This window comes from Paenibacillus tuaregi (genome assembly GCF_900086655.1).
Taxonomy (GTDB): domain Bacteria; phylum Bacillota; class Bacilli; order Paenibacillales; family Paenibacillaceae; genus Fontibacillus; species Fontibacillus tuaregi.
The window spans coordinates 1,351,733-1,376,387 of sequence record NZ_LT575476.1 but is presented as its reverse complement, the minus strand read 5'-3'; the positions used below and the strand labels follow the sequence as shown (position 1 = coordinate 1,376,387).

At 49.9% G+C, this 24,655-nt stretch carries 29 protein-coding genes and 1 tRNA gene; 10 read left to right on the top strand and 20 right to left on the bottom strand.

What is annotated here, in order from left to right; all coding sequences use genetic code 11:
- Positions 1–5 precede the first annotated feature (5 nt).
- From BN6628_RS06355 to BN6628_RS06340, 4 genes are all read left to right on the top strand, one after another.
- A complete protein-coding gene (locus BN6628_RS06355) occupies positions 6–671 on the top strand; it encodes a TetR/AcrR family transcriptional regulator (RefSeq protein ID WP_068615679.1) in 666 nt (221 codons plus the stop codon).
- A 97-nt stretch (positions 672–768) separates the two neighbouring features.
- Positions 769–1,203, top strand: coding sequence for a hypothetical protein (locus BN6628_RS06350; protein ID WP_068615677.1), 435 nt, complete (start codon positions 769–771; stop codon positions 1,201–1,203).
- A 100-nt stretch (positions 1,204–1,303) separates the two neighbouring features.
- Positions 1,304–2,002, top strand: coding sequence for a response regulator transcription factor (locus BN6628_RS06345; RefSeq protein WP_068615675.1), 699 nt, complete (start codon positions 1,304–1,306; stop codon positions 2,000–2,002).
- A complete protein-coding gene (locus tag BN6628_RS06340) occupies positions 1,999–3,351 on the top strand; it encodes a sensor histidine kinase (RefSeq protein ID WP_068615674.1) in 1,353 nt (450 codons plus the stop codon). The genes BN6628_RS06345 and BN6628_RS06340 overlap by 4 nt, the downstream gene beginning before the upstream one ends.
- Positions 3,352–3,487: 136 nt before the next feature.
- Here the strand turns inward: BN6628_RS06340 and BN6628_RS06335 are convergent.
- Positions 3,488–3,561: transfer RNA gene (locus tag BN6628_RS06335), tRNA-Arg, on the bottom strand.
- Between the two features lie 187 nt (positions 3,562–3,748).
- Here BN6628_RS06335 and BN6628_RS06330 point away from each other — a divergent pair.
- Positions 3,749–4,057: a magnetosome magnetite crystal formation protein family gene (locus BN6628_RS06330; RefSeq protein ID WP_068615672.1), complete on the top strand. Its 309-nt coding sequence runs from the start codon at positions 3,749–3,751 to the stop codon at positions 4,055–4,057.
- 88 nt (positions 4,058–4,145) lie between these two features.
- Here BN6628_RS06330 and BN6628_RS06325 read toward each other — a convergent pair whose 3' ends face one another.
- Positions 4,146–4,502: a hypothetical protein gene (locus BN6628_RS06325; protein WP_068615670.1), complete on the bottom strand. Its 357-nt coding sequence runs from the start codon at positions 4,500–4,502 to the stop codon at positions 4,146–4,148.
- Positions 4,503–4,526: 24 nt separating this feature from the next.
- Positions 4,527–4,841, bottom strand: coding sequence for a hypothetical protein (locus BN6628_RS06320; RefSeq protein WP_235847589.1), 315 nt, complete (start codon positions 4,839–4,841; stop codon positions 4,527–4,529).
- Between the two features lie 138 nt (positions 4,842–4,979).
- Here BN6628_RS06320 and asnB point away from each other — a divergent pair, with 138 nt between their 5' ends.
- On the top strand, positions 4,980–6,824 hold the full coding sequence (asnB, locus tag BN6628_RS06315) for an asparagine synthase (glutamine-hydrolyzing) (protein ID WP_068615665.1): 1,845 nt from the start codon (positions 4,980–4,982) through the stop codon (positions 6,822–6,824).
- A gap of 138 nt (positions 6,825–6,962) precedes the next feature.
- Entirely contained in the window at positions 6,963–7,733 is a 771-nt protein-coding gene (locus BN6628_RS06310; protein WP_068615663.1) for a class I SAM-dependent methyltransferase, read from the top strand.
- A gap of 253 nt (positions 7,734–7,986) precedes the next feature.
- On the opposite strand, the gene BN6628_RS06305 is transcribed toward BN6628_RS06310, so the two are convergent.
- From BN6628_RS06305 to BN6628_RS06295, 3 genes are all read right to left on the bottom strand, one after another.
- Complete coding sequence (locus BN6628_RS06305) at positions 7,987–8,616, bottom strand: XTP/dITP diphosphatase (RefSeq protein ID WP_068615661.1); 630 nt, start codon at positions 8,614–8,616, stop codon at positions 7,987–7,989.
- A complete protein-coding gene (gene rph, locus BN6628_RS06300) occupies positions 8,613–9,371 on the bottom strand; it encodes a ribonuclease PH (RefSeq protein WP_068615659.1) in 759 nt (252 codons plus the stop codon). Before rph ends, BN6628_RS06305 begins: the two co-directional genes overlap by 4 nt.
- 135 nt (positions 9,372–9,506) lie before the next feature.
- Positions 9,507–10,580 (bottom strand): GerMN domain-containing protein, encoded by a 1,074-nt coding sequence (locus BN6628_RS06295; protein WP_068615657.1) that lies wholly within the window; start codon positions 10,578–10,580, stop codon positions 9,507–9,509.
- A gap of 150 nt (positions 10,581–10,730) precedes the next feature.
- Here BN6628_RS06295 and BN6628_RS06290 point away from each other — a divergent pair, with 150 nt between their 5' ends.
- Entirely contained in the window at positions 10,731–11,285 is a 555-nt protein-coding gene (locus BN6628_RS06290) for a phosphatidylglycerophosphatase A family protein (RefSeq protein WP_068615655.1), read from the top strand.
- 97 nt (positions 11,286–11,382) lie between these two features.
- Here BN6628_RS06290 and BN6628_RS06285 read toward each other — a convergent pair whose 3' ends face one another.
- From BN6628_RS06285 to BN6628_RS06225, 13 genes are all read right to left on the bottom strand, one after another.
- Positions 11,383–12,489: a phosphodiester glycosidase family protein gene (locus tag BN6628_RS06285; protein ID WP_068615653.1), complete on the bottom strand. Its 1,107-nt coding sequence runs from the start codon at positions 12,487–12,489 to the stop codon at positions 11,383–11,385.
- Positions 12,490–13,374 (bottom strand): 5'-3' exonuclease, encoded by an 885-nt coding sequence (locus BN6628_RS06280; protein WP_082926814.1) that lies wholly within the window; start codon positions 13,372–13,374, stop codon positions 12,490–12,492.
- A gap of 91 nt (positions 13,375–13,465) precedes the next feature.
- Entirely contained in the window at positions 13,466–13,831 is a 366-nt protein-coding gene (locus tag BN6628_RS06275) for an arsenate reductase family protein (protein ID WP_068615651.1), read from the bottom strand.
- A 164-nt stretch (positions 13,832–13,995) separates the two neighbouring features.
- Positions 13,996–14,970, bottom strand: a complete 975-nt coding sequence (locus BN6628_RS06270; protein ID WP_187386114.1) for an RluA family pseudouridine synthase — start codon at positions 14,968–14,970, stop codon at positions 13,996–13,998.
- Positions 14,970–15,533, bottom strand: a complete 564-nt coding sequence (locus tag BN6628_RS06265; RefSeq protein WP_068615647.1) for a cob(I)yrinic acid a,c-diamide adenosyltransferase — start codon at positions 15,531–15,533, stop codon at positions 14,970–14,972. The genes BN6628_RS06270 and BN6628_RS06265 overlap by 1 nt, the downstream gene beginning before the upstream one ends.
- Positions 15,534–15,618: 85 nt before the next feature.
- Positions 15,619–15,879 carry an aspartyl-phosphate phosphatase Spo0E family protein gene (locus tag BN6628_RS06260; protein WP_068615645.1) on the bottom strand — a complete coding sequence of 87 codons (261 nt, stop codon included), beginning with the start codon at positions 15,877–15,879 and terminating at the stop codon, positions 15,619–15,621.
- A 131-nt stretch (positions 15,880–16,010) separates the two neighbouring features.
- Entirely contained in the window at positions 16,011–17,225 is a 1,215-nt protein-coding gene (locus BN6628_RS06255) for an aminotransferase class I/II-fold pyridoxal phosphate-dependent enzyme (protein ID WP_187386113.1), read from the bottom strand.
- Between the two features lie 13 nt (positions 17,226–17,238).
- On the bottom strand, positions 17,239–17,739 hold the full coding sequence (locus BN6628_RS06250) for an Lrp/AsnC family transcriptional regulator (RefSeq protein ID WP_068615643.1): 501 nt from the start codon (positions 17,737–17,739) through the stop codon (positions 17,239–17,241).
- Positions 17,740–17,927: 188 nt separating this feature from the next.
- A complete protein-coding gene (locus BN6628_RS06245; protein ID WP_082926813.1) occupies positions 17,928–18,299 on the bottom strand; it encodes a spore coat protein in 372 nt (123 codons plus the stop codon).
- A 17-nt stretch (positions 18,300–18,316) separates the two neighbouring features.
- Positions 18,317–18,550: a hypothetical protein gene (locus tag BN6628_RS06240; protein WP_068615636.1), complete on the bottom strand. Its 234-nt coding sequence runs from the start codon at positions 18,548–18,550 to the stop codon at positions 18,317–18,319.
- A 109-nt stretch (positions 18,551–18,659) separates the two neighbouring features.
- A complete protein-coding gene (locus BN6628_RS06235) occupies positions 18,660–19,190 on the bottom strand; it encodes a hypothetical protein (RefSeq protein ID WP_187386112.1) in 531 nt (176 codons plus the stop codon).
- A gap of 155 nt (positions 19,191–19,345) precedes the next feature.
- The gene (locus tag BN6628_RS06230; protein WP_068622036.1) at positions 19,346–19,720 is read right to left on the bottom strand and encodes a DUF350 domain-containing protein; all 375 of its coding nucleotides are present in this window, start codon (positions 19,718–19,720) and stop codon (positions 19,346–19,348) included.
- A 61-nt stretch (positions 19,721–19,781) separates the two neighbouring features.
- Positions 19,782–22,145: an endonuclease MutS2 gene (locus BN6628_RS06225; RefSeq protein ID WP_068615634.1), complete on the bottom strand. Its 2,364-nt coding sequence runs from the start codon at positions 22,143–22,145 to the stop codon at positions 19,782–19,784.
- 169 nt (positions 22,146–22,314) lie between these two features.
- Here BN6628_RS06225 and BN6628_RS06220 point away from each other — a divergent pair, with 169 nt between their 5' ends.
- Positions 22,315–22,668 (top strand): phage holin family protein, encoded by a 354-nt coding sequence (locus tag BN6628_RS06220; protein ID WP_068615632.1) that lies wholly within the window; start codon positions 22,315–22,317, stop codon positions 22,666–22,668.
- Positions 22,669–22,736: 68 nt separating this feature from the next.
- On the opposite strand, the gene BN6628_RS06215 is transcribed toward BN6628_RS06220, so the two are convergent.
- Positions 22,737–23,795, bottom strand: a complete 1,059-nt coding sequence (locus BN6628_RS06215; RefSeq protein ID WP_068615630.1) for a GGDEF domain-containing protein — start codon at positions 23,793–23,795, stop codon at positions 22,737–22,739.
- Between the two features lie 262 nt (positions 23,796–24,057).
- Between BN6628_RS06215 and BN6628_RS06210 the strand changes: the two genes are divergently transcribed.
- Positions 24,058–24,432, top strand: coding sequence for a cupredoxin domain-containing protein (locus BN6628_RS06210; RefSeq protein WP_068615624.1), 375 nt, complete (start codon positions 24,058–24,060; stop codon positions 24,430–24,432).
- Positions 24,433–24,655: the final 223 nt, after the last annotated feature.

Below are 24,655 nucleotides of genomic sequence, written 5' to 3'. Positions count from 1 at the left end.
TTATCATGCCGCAGCCGTCTGAGCCGCTTGAGCCATGGCTGGAAGAACTACTCCAATCCGGGGAAGGGCGGAAGCTTACCGCCAAGCAGCTGAAAATTCTGGAGTCGGCCGTAGAGGTTTTTGCAGAGAAGGGTTATGCCGCCGCATCCACAAGTGAGATCGCCCAGATGGCCGGAGTCGCTGAAGGAACCATCTTCCGCCACTATAAGACCAAGAAAGAGCTTCTTCTGTCCATTGTGACCCCTATGATGGGCAAGCTGCTTGCTCCATTCATACTTAACAATTTCAACGAGGTCTTGGAGCAGGATTATCCCACATTTGAGGACTTTCTAAGAGCGGTGCTTCACAACAGGCTGGCTTTCGCCCGCAAGCACCTCAAAATTATTAAGATTCTTCTGCAAGAAATTCCGTTCCAGCCTGCCCTAAAGGAACAGTTCATAGAGCACATTGGCGTCAAAATTTATGACCGCTTTGAATTAGTGATCAAGCATTTCCAAGATAAAGGCGAGTTGATCGAGGTTCCCTCCTTCACCGCTATCCGCTTTACCGCTTCCTCAGCCGTTGGTCTGTTTGTCATGCACCTTATGCTCGCTCCCGATATGCCTTGGGATGAGGAGAAGGAAATTGAGATGACCATCCAGTTGATCATGCACGGACTTGCTGCCAAATAGCAGGATACAAGTTTCATATACTTTTTCCACAATTCTCCCATTAGGCTCTCATAAACCCTTGATAAGATGAAATCAATCTTATGAAGGAGTGATAAACATGTTGAATTGGAAAAAGAGTCTAGTGTCCATCCTTACGGTAGTGAGCCTTGCAGGAGGTGGAGCTGCCAGTGCATTTGCGAACCCTGCGCCTGCTGCCAAGCCTGCTGTTAAAGCGACTCCGGCCGTCACAGTAAAAACCGGGGTTAAAACCACTGCTAAGAAGCAGACCGAGACCAAGAAGGCTTCCAAAACAACAGCGGCAGCCAATAAGTCGGCTGTGAAAGCTTCAGCCAAAAAAACGGCGGCTAAACCAGCCGTTAAACCGGCAGTGAAGAAAGGCACCAAAAAAGCGCCAGCTAAAAAAACTCATGCCGTGACAAAACATCATGCGAAACATCATATCAAACACAAACATCATCATAAAGCTGTTAAAAAAGCTCATCATAAAAAATCTGTAAGCAAGGCTCCAGCTAAAAAGAGCACAAAAAAATAAGCTGAGATCACGGGAGGGTAAATCAGCCTTCCCGTTTTTCTTTGTTTTTGCTAAATTAGTACAAGAATAAGGTTTTTTCTGGAAGAGGGGATTCTTAGCAGTGACACATATATTTGTAGTGGATGATGATCCTTCCATCCTTCGCCTGATCTCGGAGTATTTAAGGAAAGAAAACTTTGAGGTGACGGAGTATGCGGATGGCCAAAACCTGGTTGAGCAGGTGCGGCTCGGACGGCCGGACTTTCTGATTCTTGATATTATGATGCCGGGGGTTAACGGTTTGACGCTGCTGACGGAGCTGCGGACTTTTACTGAAATGCCAATCATTATGGTCTCGGCCCGGGGGGATGAAATGGACCGGATTATCGGTCTGGAACTGGGCTGCAACGATTTCTTGTCTAAACCCTTTAACCCGCGTGAGCTTGTTGGCCGGGTGAAATCGATGCTCAGGCTGGTAAGACTGGGCTCAGATCAGGATAGTGGAGCCGCTGCCAAGCTGGTCCATGCCGGAAATTTGCAGGTAAACGAAGAATACCGCAAAGTATCAGTTAATGAGGCCGAGATGGCGTTAACCTCAAGAGAGTATGAGCTGCTGATTTTTTTTGCCAAGCATCTGGAAAGGCCGTTTACCCGCGAGCAGCTGATTCAGCAGGTGTGGCATTTTGACTATCTGGGGGATGTCCGGGTGGTGGATGACCTGGTAAAACGGCTGCGGAAGAAGCTGGTGGAATCCGGAGCGACTTTTCAAATTGATACACTTTGGGGATTCGGCTATAAAGCCCAGGTCAAAACCGGATGAGATCACTCCGCGGACGGCTGCTGTTCTCTCTGATTGCCGGGATGTTCATTACCGTGGGCATCACGGTGTTTTTATTTGTCCAGCTCATTCACAGCCTTACGATTGATCAGGCAAAGACCGAGCTTCACAGTCAAATTGACAAAGCCATTCAAATTCTGGATGACGGCGATATCCATGACATTGATGATAAGGACTTAAAGCTGAAATTCAAGGACAGGCTGTACTATGCCGACTTTTTTATTTTGAATGAGCAGCACAAGATTGTTGCCGCAAGTGACGCCAAAAGGATCAACGCTGTAATTCATGTCCCTCTGGAGAAGGAAGACGGAATTATGGAGCTGGACCACCGCAAAATGCTTTATGCGACCAAGACCCTCGATGAGGATGAGAAGCTGCAAATCGTGGTGTTCGCTCCTCTCTCCTCACTTCGTACGATTGTCGGCCAGCTGCTGGGTACCACCATTATCGCGATCCTGGGCAGCTTCCTATTTGTGTTAGGGATCGGCCTGCTCGCCATCTGGAAAACGACCCGGCCGCTCAAAAAGCTGACTGCGGCTGTAAGCCAATATGAGCCTTACCGTTCTCACCATCCGGTCCTGCCCAAGGCTGACCGCACTGAAATTGGCGAACTTATTGACACCTTTCAGGAGATGTCGGAACGGATTAACAAGCACCACGGCTACCAGATCGAGTTTCTTCAAAATGTGTCCCACGAGCTCCGTACCCCGCTTATGTCCATTCAGGGCTACGCCTTGGCCATTAAGGATCAGGTGGTTACGGTGGACCAGGGTCTGGACGTCATTCATAAAGAGGCCCAGCGGATGGTTCATATGGTAGAGCGGCTGCTGCAGCTCTCCAAGCTTGAATATGTAGAGGATGTCTGGACATTCAGCCAGGAGGATCTCAGAAATATGGCCGAACAGGCGGTAGATCTTCTTACCCCTGCTGCGTCGGAGAAGGGAATTACCCTGAGCATAACGGGAAGCTCCTCCATTAACACGCTTCTCCCTGCGGAACAGATATTTCAAGTACTGCTCAACCTGCTTCAAAATGCGGTCCGGTATGCACGCAGCCAGGTCGTCATCGAGCTTAATGCCGGGCCAGCCGGAAGCAGCTCCGAGTCCCTCCTGCAAAAAAGTTGGAGCTTTCACATCGACGATGACGGGGAGGGTGTGGCGGAGAAAGATTGCGAAGCGATCTTTGAGCGCTTCTATAAAGGGCGCGAGGGCGTTACCGGCTTAGGGCTGGCCATCTGCCGCCAAATTGCAGAGCGGCTGGGCTCGACCATGAGCTGCGAGCGTTCCGCTCTCGGCGGCGCACGCTTCAGCTTTGTGTACCGGGCGGAGTAATGCCGGGGAGGGGAACTCCGCTCTGCCCCCGGCCATCCGGCCCAGGGGACCTTGCTCCGACGAACCCCCACCGGGGGTTCAAATCCCTCTACTAAGGGACGTAAAAAAGCTCCCTTAATTGGGAGCTTACTTTTAACGTCCCAGGAGGGATTCGAACCCCCGACCGACGGCTTAGAAGGCCGTTGCTCTATCCAGCTGAGCTACTGGGACATATGTATAACAACCTGCTGCGGTGAAGCTAGAAAAAAACGATGCGTTATTTATTATAACGCATCTTGGAAGAATGTCAAAGGGATTTTTTTGAGGAACCTCAACAATAGGATATAACCTCAAATACTTTGGTCCGCAAATGGGTAATATACTGGCAAGTCCTCTATATTAAGGAGCGTGATCGCATATGCGGCCTGTCCTGGCTTCGCTTTCCTACTTCAGCATTTTCTTTGCTCCCTTTCTGCTGCCTGTGGTAGTGTGGTTTGTCAGCAATGACGCCTATGTCCGGAGGCATGCGGGAAAGGCCCTATTTTCCCACATCTTCCCGATACTTGCGGCAATCCCCATGTTTTATTTTATGTTCACGGCTCAACATCCCGCCTCTATCCTGCTGTATATTATTCTCTTCGCCGTGATCTACTTCGGCTCGTTTCTCTACAATATTGTCCAAGGAATTCGCGTGCTGTCCAATGGCGGCTGGCCGGAGCCTTATTAAAATACTTGCAACCGCAAAAACACCTCCTATTTATAAAGAAGGTGTTTTTGTTATATGGATGGATCGACTAACGCTTTGTTCTTTCCGTCTATCCCTCAGCCGGCAGCGCCTGCTCCAGCTGGGTCAGGATGCTGCCCGATTGCAAGAGGCTCTTTCGGAACTGTTCTCTTTGCAGCGGCGCATCCAGTTCCCCTGCATCCCCGAAATTTTCCTCCGCAATTTCTTCATAGGCATTATGCAAATTGTTGTTATACCAATCGATCGCGAGATCCGATTCGTTACGCACCATGCGGATTATTTCGAAATCCTGGCCATCTGGGGTTCTCGCGATAAAGGCCAGTAAACCGGGTTCATGCTGGGACGCCAGGTTAATTTCGATTTCTGCACATGGCTTTCCATTATATTCTGTCATTCTTGTCAATTTGGCATTTTTAATCTCATACATGTCTATCGCTCCTTATTAAGCAAGTTATAGTTCTCCATGCAGCAGACGGCCCTGCTCCATCTGGTTTCGGGTAGCCGGAGACCCCAAGCGGTAGATCTCCCCAAATACCCGATTTAAAGAATCCGAGTATGCCGCGTTAACTCTGCCTTCTGGTGAATCCGGCCAAGGATAGACATAACTCATGAAGCTATCCTCCTCGGCCTCCTGAACTGAAGACAGCCGTCTTCTCAACTCTTCCGCCTCCTCCGGTTCCGCTTCAATTACCCATTCGTAGGATGCCGCCTTGGGGTCTTCCAATACCGAGCGGCCCTGAACCGATACATAAAACGTCTTTTTCACGACCAAGCTCCTTTCATGCTTCCACAGCATAGTTTTCCATAAAGGACAGACATTTTATGCCCTTGTTCGGCATAATTTGTTATCACCAGCGGAGAACCATATAGATGAGAGAAAAGATTAGAGAGGATGGATCCATACATGTGCGGAATTACCGGTTTTATCGAATGGAATCGTGATTTGACCCAGGATTCGGCCCTTCTGCTCACCATGACCGAAACGCTGGGCAAAAGAGGGCCCGACGCAGGCGGAACCTGGATTTCCGGTCCCTGCGCTTTTGGCCACCGGAGGCTGAGTGTCATGGACCCGGCCAATGGGGCGCAGCCCATGGTGATTGAGGAGGAGAATCATGTCTATACCATCGTCTACAACGGGGAAATATATAATGCCCCCGAGCTTAAGCAGGCTCTTCAGCAGCGCGGATATCACTTCCGCACACAATGTGATACTGAGGTGTTGCTGCAAGCTTATATCGAATGGGGGCCTGACTGCGTCTATAAGCTGAATGGGATTTTTGCCTTTGCCATTTGGGACAGTGTAAGGGAGCATATATTTCTGGCCAGGGATCGGCTGGGGGTTAAGCCCTTATTCTACAGCGAAATAGACGGGGCACTAATCTTTGGCTCCGAACCCAAAGCGATTCTGGAACATCCAAAAGTAGAGCCGGTAGTAGACGCGGAGGGACTGGCGGAAGTATTTGTTGTTGGACCCGCCCGCACACCTGGCCATGGGGTGTATACACAGCTAAAGGAACTGCGGCCCGGCCACGCCATGATTTTCAGCCGAAGCGGTCTCCGCAAATATACGTACTGGCAGCTCGAAAGCTACCAACACGAAGACGATGTCGACACCACCGCCTCCAAGCTGCGGGAGCTGCTCCGGGATACAGCCGAACGGCAGCTTTTGTCCGATGTGCCCGTGTGCACTCTGCTCTCAGGGGGACTCGATTCAAGTGCCCTGACGGCGCTTGCGGTGGATTATTACAATCGGAGCGGACAGGGTCAGCTTCATACCTATTCCGTGGATTATGTGGATAACGACAAGTATTTCCAGGAGCACAGCTATCAGCCTGGTGCGGATGCTCCATGGATTCAGAGAATGATTGACGAACTCGGTACACAGCATCACTGGATTCACTTTGATACGCCTGAGCTTGTCGAGGCGCTTAACGCATCCACTGAGGCCCGGGATCTGCCGGGCATGGCCGACGTGGACTCCTCCCTCTATCTGTTCAGCCGGGAAATCAAAAAGAATGCAACCGTAGCCCTTTCTGGAGAGGCGGCCGATGAGATCTTTGGCGGGTACCCGTGGTTTCACCGGGAAGAGCTTCTGAATTCGGGAACCTTCCCATGGTCCGTTGCCACCGATCTTCGTTCCGACCTGCTTGCACCAGAAATCAAGGATTGGATTAGACCCGAAGAATATATCCATGACCGTTACCAGGATGCGGTCAACGAAGTGCCCAAACTGGCCACAGAGACGGGGAGAGAGGCCCGGATGCGGATCATGTCCTACTTGAATATCACCCGCTTCATGCCTACACTGCTCGACCGCAAGGATAGAATGAGCATGGCGGCCAGTCTGGAGGTCCGTGTTCCTTTCTGTGACCACCGGTTGGTTCAATACGTGTGGAATATCCCTTGGGAGACCAAAACGGCTGGAGACAGGGAGAAGGGCATCCTCCGCAAAGCCCTGGAAGGAGTTCTCCCCCAAGATGTGCTGTACCGCAAGAAAAGCCCTTACCCCAAAACACACAATCCGGCTTATTTAAATATGGTCAGGCAGCAGGTTCTGAACATATTAGATGATAGTTCTTCCCCGATCCTTCCTTTAATCAACAGCACTAAAATACGAGAAATCGCTGCATCTCCAGAGGCTTCATCAAATCTTCCCTGGTTCGGGCAGCTGATGTCCGGTCCCCAGCTGTTTGCTTATCTGACCCAGGTAAACCATTGGCTCAAAACGTACAAAGTGACTATTCGTTAGGCTGCTTGGCAGCAGCACATCCGATCAGCCAAATTAGCATAATAGATATAAACTATAAGCTTGATATCATTTATATATTTCATGTATAACTTCCACTGTGCCATAATGGGGCTATCCCATTTAAGGAGCTGCATGCCCATGAGTTCAGTAAACACGTGGAAGCCCGATTCTTATGATTCGAAACTTGCTTTTGTCTCGGAGTATGGAAAAAGTCTTGTTGAGCTTTTAAACCCGAAAAAGAACGAATTAATTCTTGATCTTGGCTGCGGCACTGGAGATTTGACCTATGAGATCAGCCAATCCGGTGCCGAGGTTTCAGGTGTTGATTACTCGGAAGCTATGATCGAGACGGCCCGCAGGAAATACCCCCAGCTTGCATTTCAGGTGGGAAATGGGGAGACCCTGAGCGATGATACATCTTATGACGCGGTATTCTCCAATGCGGCCCTGCACTGGATGAAGGATGCCGCGGGTGTCGTTCGCTCTGTTCATAGAGTTCTTAAGCAAGATGGGAGATTTGTTGCTGAATTCGGGGGAAAAGGAAACGTGAATACGATCCTCCAGGCCATCTATGAGGTCCTGGGCAATGAATACAGCCTGGATGCAACCAAACTCAATCCCTGGTACTTCCCCAGTATTGGTGAATACTCTTCCCTGCTGGAATCCGAAGGTTTCCGAGTCGAGTACGCGCGGCTTTATGAACGCCCTACCCAGCTGCCGGATGGGCAGGAGGGATTAGCGAGCTGGCTCGCGAACTTTGGCGGTGATTTCTTCCAACAGTTCTCAGCGGCGGATCAGTCCGCAATCTACGCCAAGCTTAAAGCGAAGCTGATTCCCAAGCTGTGGAGAGACGGCTCTCTGTATGCAGATTACGTAAGGCTTACGGTAGTAGCGATCAAAAACAGCTGATATGCCTCAAGTCTGAGCCATCCGTATAGCCTGAGCTTGTTGCAGGCTGCTGCTATCAAACAAGATTATGGATATCTCAACCTTGGCTATGCAGGCATATTATCTTTATTGGCTTTAGAGTTAAACAAGATTATGGATACCTCAACCTCCTGATGGATGTCGGTAGAATAACAATAGGGCGGCTCCTTTCAAAAAGGAACCGCCCTTATTTTTGCCGTCGGGTGAAATTATTACTGGTTGTGGTCTTTAAGTTTTATTGGGATAAGCCCAATTTCTCCTGAAGCTGGCGCAGTGCTGCGCCCCGGTGACTGATGGCCTGCTTCTCTTGTATGGTCAGCTGGGCCATTGACTTCTCGTAAGCCGGCAGGTAGAACAGAGGATCATACCCGAACCCGCCGCTGCCGGCCGGCTCAGCCATAATCATGCCTTCCACGGAGCCTTCAGCTTCCGTAAACTCACCTGTAGCGGGATCATACAGCGCCAAGTGGCATACAAAGCGGGCTGGGCTGAGCAGCGGCTGCTCGGTGTCCTGCCCTTCCGAAAGCTTCTCCAGCTCACGGATAAGCTTCTCATTATTCTCCTGATCTGTGGCATTCTCGCCCGCATACCGTGCCGAGTATACTCCAGGAGCCCCTTCAAGCTTATCTACACATAAGCCGGAATCGTCAGCGAGCACCGGCTTGCCAAGCGCATCTCCAACAGTCTTAGCTTTCTTGCGGGCATTAGCCGCAAACGTATCCCCGTCCTCCACCACCTCAGGAAGCTCGGGATAATCATACATGCTCCGCACCGTCCCGAGAGCGGACAGCGCGTGAGCGAACTCCTTCACTTTTCCTTGATTCTTGGTGGCTACGATGATCACTTTATCCAGGCCTGCCGTCATACCTTCTTCCCTGCCTGTCCTGAGCCAATCTTCAAGGCAATCGGCCCAAGCACTTCCTGCTGCTGAGCGATCATTTCACGGATTCCCTGCTCGGCCAGCTCCATCATGCCGTTCATTTCTTCGCGGGAGAATGGGCTCTCCTCACCGGTTCCCTGGATCTCCACAAATTTACCTTCCCCGGTCATGACCACATTCATATCAACCTTCGCTTTGGAATCTTCCTCATAGTTCAAATCCAGCAGTAGCTCTTCGCCAACTACTCCTACACTAACCGAGGCCAGGTAGTCCGTAACCGGAAATACCGGAAGGTTATGCTTCTGGGCAAGCTTGTTCACAGCCATGGACAAGGCTATGAAAGCCCCTGTTATGGACGTTGTGCGTGTTCCGCCATCCGCCTGAATGACATCGCAATCCACGATAACTGTGCGCTCACCAAGAGCCTGAAGATTCACAACTGATCTCAGCGCACGGCCAATCAGACGCTGAATCTCCATCGTTCTCCCGCTCAGCTTGCCACGGGCAGATTCACGCTGGTTCCGCGTCTGTGTTGCCCTTGGAAGCATGGAATACTCGGCCGTAACCCAGCCCCGCCCCTGTCCTTTCATAAAAGGAGGGACCTTCTCTTCAACCGTTGCTGTGCACAGTACCTTCGTGTCACCGACTTCGATAAATACGGAGCCCTCCGCATATTTATTAGGGTTTACCGTCAAATTCATGGGCCTGCGCTCATCTGCCAGGCGTCCGTTTATTCTCATAACCATGTGCCTCCTACATTTCATCCTGTCTAATCTTCCCCTATTTTACCAAAGTGATCCCCCAAAAGCACCCTAAGGGTCATTTTCGCTCCAGAATAAAAAAAGGAGCCTCCATCAGCAGGCCCCGAAACCGTATTAAATTGGGATGTTATTGATCAGCTCTGGCCGGGATACAGGCTCGCTGTACTTCTGATCGTCATCACCAACCACATCCTTGCTCCCGTTCATCCAAATTCTAACCTTATCACTTGGCGCGTTCTCCGTTACGGTCAGCACAAGGGACTGAAGGAACTCTGACGGAACCTTCTCACCCGACTGAAACATATCATCCTTGAGAGATACGGTAACCACCCCATCCTTGGCGGTCTCCACAGAGTCAATAGAGGTATTCGCGGTCAGCACCTGCTGCAGGCCGTCTCCCTGTACCGGACCCTGGATCAATTGGCTAAGAGCCGCTTTGACCGTATCCTCTCCTGCAGGAACAAGTCTCGTTACAGGCACAAAATAAGGGACACCCTGTTTCGTAACTGCGGAGAAGTATACGGTTACTGGGCTTGTCTGGGATACTGCTGCTCCTGCAGTCAATTCAAGATTGATCCCAACCGTACGGTTGAGCGGCTGGCTGAGCGGCGTATGACCTACCGGCATTTCTGTCAGCTTCTGCCCGTCCACCCACAGTTGAACATTCTGAACGTCCGGATCTCCGGTCAAAGTCCAGGTTATAGCCTCCAGAATTTTGCGCTCATCCTTCGTGTCATACTTGGCAAAAGGCTTCGTAAACTCAACAACCGCCAGCTTCTGTTTTTTGTCCACAGAGACCTGGGTGACCTCAGTCCCTTTAGGAAGCACTCCGGTGAACCCTTGCGGGAACGAAGACGCATAAGCACCATCCTGAACGAGAGACTCCATCAGTCTGTTCAGCTTGCCCTCCTTGCCTCCTTGGGGAAGATTTAACGTTACCGGGGCAAGCATCCCCTGTTCATTCTTGAGATACACGGTAGCATGCTCCGTGTTGGCCGGGCTTGTCTTGCCTAAGCTTGTCTTACTGGCCGGATCAACCGTCTGCAGCATTTGGGATTCCACATCGGCTGGCGGAGGATCAATTTGTGCCGCACCTTGCGATCCGAAGAGACCGCACCCCGATAATAATAAAGGGATTGCCACGAGGCCAACAGCAGCGGAGGTCTTTACTTTTGGTAATGATTTCATAGGTTTTTCGTTCCTCCCTAACATTTTCTAACGGTTTGTATTACTATATATACGAGCCCCCCACTGGGAAAATAACTAGAATTTGCGGGAAATGGACACACTGCACATAACACACACGGACTGAATATGTTAGGAGTTGAGGTGAAGGTCATGGAACATTCGAAAATCCCTTACAGCTTGAACAGTAAAAAAGTGGCCGACGCCACAAGAGTGTGGCTTGATAAGCGGGGCGTCAAAATTGAGGAGATTGCCGAGCTTGTCATGCTGCTCCAGCAGAAGTACTATCCTGATCTGACCATGGAAGAATGCATCCATAATGTGGAGCAGGTGCTGACGAAGAGAGAAGTCCAAAATGCCGTACTCACCGGTATCCAGCTGGATATTCTGGCGGAGCAGGGCCTGCTCATCCCTGAGCTTCAGGATATGATCTCTAATGATGAAGGATTATATGGGGTGGACGAAATCCTCGCCTTCTCCATCGTCAATGTGTATGGGAGCATTGGTTTTACCAATTATGGATATGTGGATAAGCTGAAGCCCGGCGTGCTTGAGCGCCTAAATGACAAATCCTTAGGACCGGTTCATACGTTCCTTGATGATATTGTCGGTGCGATTGCAGCTTCAGCCAGCAGCCGGATTGCCCACCGCAAGCAAGCCGAACGCGAAATTGAAAAGGGCGAAGAATCCGCAGATCAAGCCAAATAGACACAGCAAAAGAAGGGTGTTCCCGGCTGCCACAGCATGGCAGTTGGAGAACACCCTTCTTTTATACTAAGTTGAACTATTGATCTACAAGTCAGATTTACTTCACATTGCTCCCAAATACAAGCACATTGCTGAGCGGCCGTCCAGCCTGAGTAAGCACCTTGCCGCCAGCATAAAGCGCGGAAGAGGCGCCTCCGTCAAGGTTCATGGCCTGCTTCGCTCCAAGTGCTTTCATAATTCCGGCCCATTGCTGCATGGTCGCTCCCTGTACGGTCGCAAGCAGAACAGAGCCGTCTGGCATAATGGCAATGCCGCTCCGGGCGGCAGCGCTTGTCAGGATTTTCGGATCATTGAAGCCTTCCGCTTTGGCGTTCAGCTCAACTCTGCCGTCATGCACAAGGCGGGGCCCCGCCCCAACCGCAGTCACAACGTTCTCCCAAGGGATAGAGTTGCCCTTGGCGTCTTTGTAGACCAGCTTCTCCTCAACCGAATTCCCCACGTGGAACCGGTCAGAGCTCTTTTTCTCAGTTCCTGTGAATACGAGCACATAACCATCCTTCGGAATCAGGCTGTTTGCATTTACTTCTTTCTTGGTAACTTTGCCGTTCACAATAGTAACGGCGATTCCGCCTGTGAACCCAACCCGGCTGCCCCGGTCCGGCGTGTATTTAATAATCGTGCTCGCCCCATCTGCAGGTGTCCGGTTCATAAACACGGCATACCACCCCATCGAATTGCCCTTATCATCCGTAACCTTACCTGTAAGAGAATGATACAGGGAAGACATGAGCGCTGTCCCATCCATCAGAAAGCCTATCGTCGTTCCATAACCGCCGAAATGAGCCGTGCGGCCTTGAATAATAAAAGCTCCATAAGGATCAGCCGGACCTCCATAAGCATTGAAGAAGGCACCGTTAATCGCAGCCTCCGCGTGATAATTTTTGACGATGCTGGTGAATGCCTCCGTCTGTCCTACCTGACGCTTGGCCAGACCGAGAGTTACCGGAGTACCTTTAGGAACGGATACGGTCTGAACGGTAAAGGTTCTTCCTCCCACCTTCACCTTGTTTACCGAAGATTTGATCACCGCTTTGGCTTCTGCCGGCTGTATGCCAATGCTCCAAGTCACCGCCAATAGAACCGCAAGGGCTGTAATAAAACCTTTAAACCAAGTTAATGTATGATTGCCTGATCCTGATCTCATCTAACTGATTGCAACTCCCATCCATGAACAGATACTTTTCATTTCCAGCTCTTCAAATTTTGAAGCGATTACGGCATGATTAAGCTCAAGCAGACAGTCTTCGATCGGACAAGCCAATTCGACGTCACACTTGATCGTGGCCAGTTCCCTGGACAGGTGCAGCATCTCCAAGTCCGTCTCAATTTTGGTCCGGACTCCCTTGGAAAGGTTGTCCAGATTGGCAAGAATACCTTCAACATCATGATACTCCTGCACCAGCTTAATCGCAGTCTTCTCCCCGATCCCGCGCACTCCCGGATAATTGTCGCTAGGATCGCCCATCAGTCCCTTAACGTCTATAATCTGACGTGGGGTCAGCTGTCTCTCTTCCATCAAGCTCTCAGGCGTATATACCATGTAGTTGCCATGGCCCTTCTTCATAATAATTACGCTTGTACATTCATTAACAAGCTGCAGCATATCATGGTCTCCGGTCAGCACCAGCACATTCATATCCCCACAATAGATCGAGGCCAGGGTGCCGATGCAGTCATCCGCCTCATATCCTGGCGCACTGACATTCGGAATTCCGAGGCTGTCCATCACCTCCCGGATCACGGCAAACTGGGGAATGAGCTCATCAGGAGCATCGGAACGATTCCCTTTGTACGCGGCGAACTGCTCCGTCCTGAAGGTCTTGCTTCCCAAATCCCAACAGCAGGCCACATGGGTAGGAGAGAACTTCTCCACCGCATCCCAGAAATACCGCATGAATCCGTATATCGCATTCGTGGGCAGGCCGGCTTTGGTCCGCCGGATATAACCGCTGGCTGCCGAGGCATAATAAGCCCGGAACATCAGTGCCATACCGTCTACCAGCAATAAAGTTTCTCTTCCACTAGTCAAATTTCTCTCTCCTTAATTGCTTCCTGGCCCAGCATAATCAAACTGGGCGTATATACTTCAGTATATCATACAAGCAGCAGGTGTTCGATGGCTATTGTTGACTCCATACATCTTGATAGGCAGCCTCTTTGAAGCCCACCGTTACTTTCTTCCCGTCAGTTACGACAGGTCTCTTAATCAACCGGCCGTTCGATGCGAGAAGGGCAATTTGCTCCTCTTTCGATAGCGAAGGCAGCTTGTCCTTTAAAGCCATTTCTTTGTATACCTCGCCGCTAGTATTGAAAAATTTCTTGACCTCAAGTCCGCTCAGTTTAATAAGTGATGCCAGTTCCTTCTCACTAGGAGGCGCATCAAAGATATGATGCAGCTCCAGTTCGTGGCCTGCCGATTGCAGCCATTTCACCGCATTGCGGCAAGTCCCGCACTTGGGATATTGATAAACGGTAAGTTTACTCATGATGAACCTCCTGTTTCTTAACATATATTGAATAGTTTAATATCCAGGTTCGGCATTTGAAGCCGGTAAGTGTCGCCTGGATCGCTGCTCTATTAGGATTAATTTTTTTATCCCGTGGCACCATCGGGCAGCATGGACAAATGCTATTTCTTCACCGGAGACATTTAACGCTCTTGTTCAGACCGGTCTCGTGTTAATTCCGTAATAAGCCTGGTTATATCCTCAGGCAGCGGGGCTTCAAACAGCATGTCTTGCCCTGTTAGCGGATGCTTTAGGCCAAGCTCGGCAGCATGAAGTGCCTGCCTGCCCATCATGTTATCCAGCATGCCTGAGGCCTCCCGCTTATCTTCAGAGAAAGTATCCCAGTCAGGGTGAACATACATCTTATCGCCAATTAACGGACAACCGATTGAAGACATATGAACCCGGATCTGGTGGGTTCTGCCCGTGCCGAGCCGGATTTCCACCAGGGATGCGTCCCGGAACTGCATAGTTGTCTTATAAAAGGTAAGGGCCGGGTATCCCGATGAAGTGACAATCCTCCGATGCGGCTCGAGCGGGTCGCGGTCAATTGGTCCATCCAGCTTGCCTTCCAAGGGGTCAGGAACACCATGAACAAGGGCTTTGTACCGTTTGGTTACCTGCCCGGCAATCAGCTGCTCGGAAATATGCTGATGGACATAAGCGTTCTTGGCAATCGCCAACACACCACTGGTCTCTTGGTCCAGCCTGTGTATCGGCCGGAACCGGAATTTCTGGTTGCGCTCCTTCCAGTAGTGGACTACCCCATTGGCCAAGGTCTCCGTGTAATGTCCATGTGTTGGATGAACAATAATCCCTGGGGCTTTGTTAACCACAAGCAGCGCTTCATCCTCGAACAGAATGTCAAAAGGAATAGGCTGAGGCAGAATATCATCCGACTCCTCCTGCTGCATACGTATCGCAACAAGATCTCCTTCTTGAACAGGTACACTGATGTACACACGCTTCCCGTTGAGCGTGATTCCCTGTTCAGTAAGCTTGATTTTGGACATGAGCTTGCGCGACACACCCAATCTCCGCTGCAGCACGGTCTTCAGCAGCATCCCGCTGTCCGCTGCCTTTACTTCATAAATGATCGGATCATAATAAGTTGTCATCAGCCACGGAACACCTTTGCACTTCGTTCATATTCTATATCGGACAAGTTCATTCTGGCATTAGCCGTACGTGCAGCAGAGAAGAAGAAATCAGAGAGACGGTTCAAATATCGGATGACCTCCGGATTGATCTCATGTGTGGCACCCAAAGAGACTGTACGTCGTTCCGCACGCCGGCAGACAGTACGGCAGATATGCAGTGTTGAAGCAAGCGGGGTTCCCCCTGGCAGGATAAACCGCTCCAGCTTCGGGTTCTCCTCCTCATATTGGTCAATCCACTTCTCCAAAGCCACAACCATCGGCGCAGTCACCTTATACCGCCTCTCACTTAAGTTTACAAATGCCAGATCTGAACCACAATCGAACAATTCATGCTGGATCTGAAGCAGATGCTGTCTCATATCAGCAAACTGCTTGGAATCAGCCTGACTAATCGCCTGTCCTACAAAGCAGTTCAACTCATCTATAGTCCCGTAAGCCTCGATCCGCTCATCATCTTTCATCACCCGGCCGCCAATAACAGACGTTTTGCCTTCGTCCCCTGTTCGTGTATATATGGACATTCCCGAATACCTCCTATTAATCGTAGTAGCACAGTCCCGAAAAAAGGAGACCCTCTGGAGGATCTCCTTTAATAAGTGTACATTATTATTTCTTATTACTCTTCATAAATTCATTGATCTTCAAATCAAGAAGACTGCTAACCTCAATCACAATATCTGAGGTGAATGATTGCTCTTGCAGGAAGAGTCTTTCCATTTGGTTTCGGAGGACCAGGATTTCATCTTCCAAGGAGCCGGAATCTGATGAAGCGGGGCTATTCTCTTCCGTTGTCCATGATTCATCTTTATCGTCTTCGGCAATATAATATCCGTATTGGTTAGACAGGCTGTAATCTCCGCTCCGCACCCTTTGATCCCTCCTTGTAAAGTTGGAAGTCAGGCCTCATTACCACGAAATGTCATGTTTGGTCTCTTCCAAAGCAAAATTATACCATGGAAAGTCTTCAATAATCAATTAGATCATGAAAAATTTGTTAATTATCCCTGTTTCAGCTTATTCACGAATTCGCCCATTCGATGAATCGCCTCATTCAGCTGGGCTACCGACGTAGCATAAGAGCATCTTAGGAAGCCCTCTCCACCAAGCCCGAACACATTTCCGGGCACGGCAGCAACCTTGGCTTCAACAAGCAGACGCTGTGCGAATTCATCGGATGAGAGCCCTGTGGAAGCAACGCTTGGGAAAGCATAAAAGGCCCCTTGCGGTTCATGGCAATCCAATCCGATATCCCGGAGCCCTTGAACTACGAGTCTTCGGCGCTGATTGTAGGAATCAATCATGCGGTCCTTTTCCTCGAGCCCGTTCGTCAGTGCTTCCAATGCTGCCACCTGGCCCATAACCGGCGCACACATTACCGTGTATTGGTGAATTTTGAGCATCGCGTAGATAAGATCCGGGTGTCCGCAAGCATACCCCATCCGCCATCCTGTCATGGCAAAGGCTTTTGAGAACCCGTTAACCAGAATGGTGCGGTCCTTCATTCCTGGAATTGAAGCAAAGCTCACGTGCTTCTGCCCATAAGTAAGCTCAGAATATATCTCGTCTGATATTACGATCAAATCGTGTTCCTCGACGATCTTAGCAATTGGCAGCCAGTCCTCATAGGTCATAATGCCGCCGGTCGGATTGCTCGGATAATTAAGGATCAGCACCTTGGTCTTTGGTGTAATCTTGGCTGACAGATTGTCGGCCATCAGCTTGAAGTTATCCTTAGCGAAGGTCTCTACCTCGACAGGAATACCACCGCCAATTGCGGTAATCGGAGAATAAGAGATGTAACAAGGAGCTGGGACCAAAATTTCATCGCCCGGTGAGATAAGCGCCCGAAGTGCCAAATCAATAGCCTCGCTTGCCCCTACCGTAACGAGAATCTCATCTTTGGGTTCATAAGCAACTTCATAATTATCATACAAGTATAACGCAATAGCTTCGCGTAATTCCGGCGTACCTGAGTTCGAGGTGTAGCTGGTATATCCTCTTTCAAGGGCATATACCGTAGCTTCGCGAACATGCCATGGAGTAATAAAATCCGGCTCGCCCACGCCAAGTGTAATAATATCTTTGTTCCCGCTTGCTAAATCGAAGAATTTCCGGATTCCTGAGGGCTGAATTTCCTGCACCCGGGGTGCCAAGTACGAGTTCATCGACTTGCCCACTGCCTGCTCTGATCTCTGACCTGGTTTTGATATCATGACATGACTTCCTTTACGGCGAAATCACAAGGCGGTGATCTTCTTCATGATCTTCAAAGATAATCCCGTCCTGTTTATATTTTTTGAGAATAAAATGAGTCTTGGTAGACAGTACTGAGTCAAGCGGAGACAGCTTGTCAGAAACAAAGCTCGCCACTTCCTTCAGGTTCCGTCCCTCAACTTCAACTAGTAAATCGTAAGCACCCGACATCAAATATACCGATTTGACCTGAGGGAATAAATAGACTCGCTCGGCGATGGCTTCAAAGCCCCGCCCACGCTCAGGTGTAATTTGAACCTCGATCAATGCCGTTACTTTCTCGTCATCAATCTTGCTTGAATTTACCACGGTCGCATATTTAACAATGACATGATCTTCTTCTAGCTCATGAATCGCCGTCTTCACTTCTTCCAATGAGGCTCCTAGAAGAGTTGCAAGCAGTTCAGGATTGCGTCTCGCATCCTCTCTAAGAAGATCCAGCACTTTCAGCTTCAGTTCATTCAACGCTTTCATTTCATACCTCCAGTGCCTGTTTTCCCGCAATAACTACCCAAGTGGAGCAGCCGGGAAATCAGAAGTTCGTTGTATCTATATTACATGATTTTATGGCTCCTGCAAACAAAAACCGTCCTTCCGTGTAAGGTTTCACGGCAAGGACGGCGCTTGGAAAGTCTTTCCTACCAAGGGTTTGTGCCTGGCAGTTAACTGAGGGGCGTTACATTGGGTTGATGCTGCATCACGTTAGACTGTTGTAATGATGAGCCTATCTGGATGCCACTTTGCTGGGCGAACTGCTGGATTTTCTGCTGGGTTTGGGCTGCATGCTGCACCAGCTTGTCTACCTCTTGACGCGGCGCATGTGGGGGAGCCTGGTAAGAGCTGTTCTGCTGCATTAATTGATATAGTTCTCCTTGCAGACGAAGAGTGCTGTCCGTAAGCTGAGAGAACATTTGACGGACAGATGGACAGGCAGACTCTGTGGTCGCCGTAGTATACTCACGGGCCGTTCTTCTAAGGTCCGCCAGAATCGTATTCAGGATATCCTGTTCGGGTAAATTCACCTGATTGGTCACGGTTAGGTCCTCCTTAATTATTGGGTCTGAGAAGGGGCTACATTCTGATGTGCTTTAAGAGATTCCTCCAGCATGGAAAGATGCTTCTGATGCGTTTGAATATACTGGTTCAGCGCCTGCTGTACCTGATTACTGTGAGATACAGCCGCAGCGGCTACACTTTGCTTAATCAGAAGGTCCTCATTCATGATGGAGTCGGCAATATAATTGAGTTCCTTGGTTGTGAGCGGCTGGAGATTGCTTTGATTCATATGTGATCTATCCCTCCTGCTGTATGTTTTTGCAATCATAGTATGACCTGAACCCTCCTGTTTATACGAATAAAGCCCCGCTCAGAATCCTGAGCAGGGCATAATCTTTCTAGGCTTGTTTGCCACTTTCCGTGATAGTGCGTATAAATTGAAGCCTGTCCTCCTCAGCCAGGAACCGGCTGACCGAGAAACAGGAGGAACACACATATACATTAAGGGTGTACGGCATCTGTAAAAGAGTCCCCTTCTGGGCAGCAGATTGAGTTCCATCTACCTGCTCCTGTCCTGCAAGAACCATATATTCCCGGCAGTGCGGGCATTCAGGAACCTCATCCTGCGAATCCAGTATCCGCTCTACCGCCGACTCGTATTCCAGCAGGTCAGCACCCGCCTCGGCAAATGAATGGATACGTCTTACCGTTCCCAAATCGCCGCCATCCTGCTCGTCCCAGAAACCAAGGGGATCCCGGCTATCCTCAAGGTCTTCGTCCTGCTCCTGCTCTTCATCCTCCCCAAGGTTAATCTGAAGGGTACGGTAACCTTTCAGTTCGTTCTGGCAGTGTGGACACTCTTCCTCAGGTCCGATTTCCTCATCCCATACAATCTCGGTCTGACACCAAGGACATACAGTAGTTTCCATAATCACAAGTTCCTTCTTTCAACAAAATTTAAGAGCGCATTAAAAAGATAATACCCGCTATTATAAAAAGCACTGCGGCTGCAAACAATACGCGGACCAAATTTTTGATCATATGTCCTCCGTTAGCGATATACGTGTATTCAGGGCAAATCTCATTATTTCAGACTAGCTCCAATCACAAACGATAACGAGACCGATATTCCGAGAGCAATGATTCCCACCGCCCGGTTATCCTCAGCGATCTCACGATCAATCCGGAATACAGGGGTTACGAATTCAAAGAGAAGGTACGAGACGAACAGCAGCGCTGTCCCAATGCTGGACCAGATCATGAAATCATAGATGGAACCATAGGAGGCCGCATACCGGAAGATGTTGCATATTCCGAAGATTTTGCCTGCCGTCGCAAGCGCAGCCGCCATGTTCCCCCGTTTGATCTCCTCCCAGCACCGGTAGCGGGCCGCCAGTTCGAAACAAGATAGAAATACGATCAGCTCCAAAATAGCTACCGAGAACAAGCCCAAGGTCATCCCTATAGGATGCTCCAGCAGCGGATCAACGGATTCCAACAACACGCATTCTCCTCTATCGTTATTTCAATTCGGCTACGGTTACCCCGGTGCCTCCCTCGCTGTAATCTCCTGTACGATAGCTCTTTACGTTCTTATGCTTACGAAGATATTCCTGAATGCCGGTGCGCAGAATTCCCGTGCCCTTGCCATGAATAATGTACACCTGCCCAAGGTTACTGAGAAATGCTTCATCAATGAACCGGTCGGCTTCCATTAACGCTTCTTCCAGATTCGCACCTCTGAGATCCAGCTCGGTACGTGTCCGGTCGTCACGTGTCCTCTTAAGCGTTGTGACCGTGCGCTGCTGCACCGCTGCGGCAGGCGCCTGCTGAATCAGCTCCAGATCGTCCAGCGACACCTTCATCTTCATGATGCCGAGCTGAACCACAGCCTCTTTACCGGAAAGTTCAACCACATGCCCTCTCTGATTCAGGCTGTGTACCTTAACCTCATCGCCAGGTTCAATGGAGCGTGCCTGCTTGGCTGCCTTACGCACAGCGGCGGCCTTCTTGCGCTTCGCAGGTTCGGCTTCATCGAGCTGCTTACGGGCGGCGATCAGCTTATGCTCCTTGACCGAGGCCCCTTCCTCAAGCGCAAGCTTCCGCAGATCATCGATAATCTTCTCAGCTTCACTTCTAGCCTTGTCAATGATTGCCCGGGCATCTTCCTCCGCCTTCTCGATGCGCCGGTCCCGCTGCTGCTCCAGCTTCTCAAGCTCTTCTTCGTGACGGCTGCGAAGCGCCTCCATCTCCTTGCGGAGCCTCTCGGCCTTCTCACGCTCCTGTTCGGCGGTAAGCCGGTTCTCTTCCAATGAAGCAATCATATGCTCCACGCGAAGATCCTCTTCCTTGACTTCGCCACGTGCGAATTCCAGGATGCTCGAAGGCAGTCCGAGGCGCTCCGCGATGGCAAACGCATTGCTTCGCCCTGGAACCCCGATCAGCAGGCGGTATGTTGGGCTTAACGTATTCACATCAAACTCCATGCTTGCATTGATGACTCCCTTGCGCTCATAGGCATAGGCCTTGAGTTCGCTGTAGTGGGTGGTGGCGACCATACGGCATCCAAGAGCATGAATATGCTCCAGGATGGCCACTGCCAACGCGGAGCCTTCGGCAGGGTCTGTTCCGGCTCCCACCTCGTCCAGAAGCACCAAGCTTTTAGGTGTCATTTTGCGAAGAATCGAAATAATATTGGTCATATGGCTGGAGAACGTACTCAGATTCTGTTCAATGCTCTGCTCGTCGCCGATATCCGCGTAAATGGCATCGAACACACACAGCTGGCTTCCATCTTCAGCTGGGACGAACAAGCCGGACATCGCCATCAGGCTGAGCAGACCAATCGTCTTCAGGGTTACCGTTTTCCCACCTGTATTGGGACCTGTCACAATAATGGAAGAGTACTGATTGCCAAGCTCCACTTCGATAGGAACCACTTTATCCATCGCAATCAATGGATGACGGCCTTTCTTCAGCTTCATAAAGCCGCGGTCATTCATCATCGGAAGTGTGCCTTTAACTTCACGGGCAAGGCGGGCTTTGGCAAAAATAAAATCGAGCTGGCCCAGCACATCACAGTCGTACTCCAGGAGTTCTGTCTGCTCGCCTACAAGAGCGGTCAGCTTCTGAAGAATCACTTCGATCTCCCGCTCTTCACGCAGCCGCGTCTCCCGCAGCTTGTTGTTCATGGCTACGATGGACTCTGGCTCTATGAACAAGGTAGCCCCGGAGCCGGATTGGTCATGCACAATCCCGCCGAAATGAGCGCGGTATTCCGCCTTAACCGGAATAACAAACCGGTCTCCCCGGATCGTAATCAGCTGATCCTGAAGCATTTTGGATACTGACGTGGAACGGATCATGGCATCCAGCTTCTCCCGGATTCTGACCTCGCCCCCACGAAGCTCCCGCCGGATCTGAGCCAGCTCCGGACTCGCCGAATCCATCACTTCGGCGCTCTCATTAATGCACAGCTTGATTGCATTCTCGAGCGGCTTCTGTTCGCTGAGCTCAGTGCATAAATTGTACAAGAGAGGCACTTCGTCCTCCTCGTGGATGGCCAGGATGTACCGTTTCAGACGTCGTGCCCCATAAAGCGTGGTAGAGATCCCCAGCAGCTCATGCGGATTTAAGGTTCCGCCAATACGGGCACGCTTAACCGGCATCGTAATGTCGACAATTCCACCAAAAGGAGGTGCTCCCTTCAGCCGGTCTATCTTGAAGGCTTCATCTGTAGCCTGTAGAAGCTGCTTGACATCTTCAAGCCGGGTAACCGGTCTCAGCTTGCCGGCACGCTCCTTCCCAAGTTGGGTTTGGGCAAAGCCCGTCAATTTATCTATAATTTTCTGATATTCTAGGGTATGCAGAATTTTCTCGTCCAAGGACGTTCACAACTCCTCTCGGGTATGCATATATTATAAACGATCTGCTGCGCTTAACGCCATTTCATACGCCAGTTCAAGTGTAGCCCAGACACATAAACTTAAACTTGCGTGTATATCCTAAAGCCGGAGATTAAGACTGATTCTTAGGAAGGAGGCTCATTTTCACATGCGTTTCTTGGGACATCTCATCCGTTTTATTGTATCCGCCTTGGTATTAATGTTTGTAGGCTGGCTGGTTCCGAACTTTACGGTAGGCGGATTTGGAAGCGCGCTGCTGCTGGCTGTAGCCATTGCCTTGATCGGATGGGTCATTGAACTCGTGGTTGGAACCAAGGTTACCCCTTTTGGACGCGGCATCGTTGGCTTCCTTACCAGCGCGCTTGTCATCTGGCTTGCGCAGTTCGTTATTCCGCACGTCTCGGTAACCATTATCGGCGCTTTGCTCGCAGCTCTGGTTATCGGCATTATTGACCTGTTCACCCCGCTGGCAACGCCATTCAATGACTCACGCCGGGCTTAAGCCCCTGCACTCATCAAAGGAGGCCCTCAGTTCATAACTGGGGCCTCCTTTTGATCGTTGACCTTTCACTAGTCTGCAGACTCATACAGCACAACCTTATTCTTCCCCGAGCGCTTGGCCTGGTATAAGGCATCATCCGTGTTGCGGAACAAAGTCTCCTTGCCCGAACCTGGCCTATAGCTGCACAGGCCAATACTTACAGTCACAGGATGCGCCCGGCTATGCGTTAACGGCAGGTCCTCAATCGCCTTGCGAATCTGCTCGGCTTCCTCTGCCGCTTGCCTTGCGGATGTGTCAGTAAAAATCACCGCAAACTCCTCCCCGCCATAACGGGCTGCAAAATTATTCGGGCTCAGCAGCTCAGTAATACATCCTGCCACATCCTTCAGAACCACATCTCCAACCCAATGGCCATACGTATCGTTGACCTTTTTGAAATTATCAATGTCCAAGAGGGCCAGATGAAGCGGCACACCGTTCGTATCGCAGTGCAGGATCAGATTCTCCAAATACTCATGGAAGGTTTTATGGTTATACAAGCCGGTCAGAGCATCCATCTTGAGCAGCTTGTCTGAGATCGCTTTCTCAACAATCAGTTTCTGTTCGGATTTGACCAGAGACTCCATGCTGCTTCGCAGCTCCTGAGAGCGCTCCAGAATCGCTCGTCCAACCAATACCCCAAGCAGTATATAAATGACAGCCATGCCAAAGCCTAACCAGTCTATCCTTGGGTTATTAGAATGGGCGGATAAATACGTCAAACTGAGAAACAGAATGCTGGAAAGGCCCGATATATACAGGACTGCACGGCTGAAGTGTACCAAAGCAAGCAATACAGGCAGAATGAGGATAATTTCCGCTCCATTCACAAACGGAAACAGATCGTAGAATCCAAGGTAGCTGATTACAAGTCCGGAGACGAGCACCAGATTATGTGAATATCTATAATTCAATCTTAACCATACTTCTGTCCCGGCAAGGAACAGAACAATTAAGAAATCGGATACAAGATAAGGCAGGTCAAATGTGGATACATAGGTCTCAGGGGAGAAGAAAGCATGTCCGGAACTGGGCAGTAAGCATTGGGCAGTCAGTAATGCCAGGAACGAAGCCCAATATCCATTCATCAATCTTCGGTTCCAGGACAATCTGACTCTGTGCTGTTTACGACCACTGATGAGAATCCCCTACTTTGATGTGTTTTGAAAAAATTATATCTCTTAATCCTCCGCCATGTCCAGCTTACTAATTTTTTGAGTCAAACTGTACCAAATGAAGCTCCGGCAGGCACATCCGAAGTTCACGAATCCTTCAAACCCTAACTGTCCGTCTAGTGCCGATTTGTATTATGATATTGTAATAGAATATTGCTAAGAAAAGGGGATAATGATGAAAAAGACTATTGCACTTGTGCTCTCATCGGTGCTGCTTGTAATACTCTCCGCCTGCGGTGCTGCAAAGGACAGCAGTAACTCGCAAGGGGAGACCAATGTAACTCCAAAAGCGGAGCTTGTGATTAAAGCCTCAAATTATAAATTCGACCAACAGGTCTACCATTTGAAGAAAGATGTTCCGGTTAAGATTGTATTCGAGAATGAACAGGGAAATCATGGTGTTCTGATTCCTAAACTGAACCTTCAGCTGGACAGTGAGCATAAATCCGCTGTGGTTACTCCGAAGGAGACCGGTGAAATTGAAATAGCCTGCTCTGTTATGTGCGGGACCGGTCACAGTCAAATGATTTCCAAGATTGTGGTAGAATAACTAACTCACTAGCTCTGAGCTTCATTCCTTATTAATGAAGTTCGTCACAGAAGCAAGTAAGCTTACAGCATAGTAAATGGACTTTTTTGCAAAAAAAGTAAGCAAAGCGTCAGTCCAAGGGGGTGCCCTTGGGCTGGCGCTTTGTTAATTAAGACGTAGTTTTATTCCCCGCCATAGCCGGTTGGCCTGTGCCACAATCGTTTTTCGAATGGCCCCTTTCTTA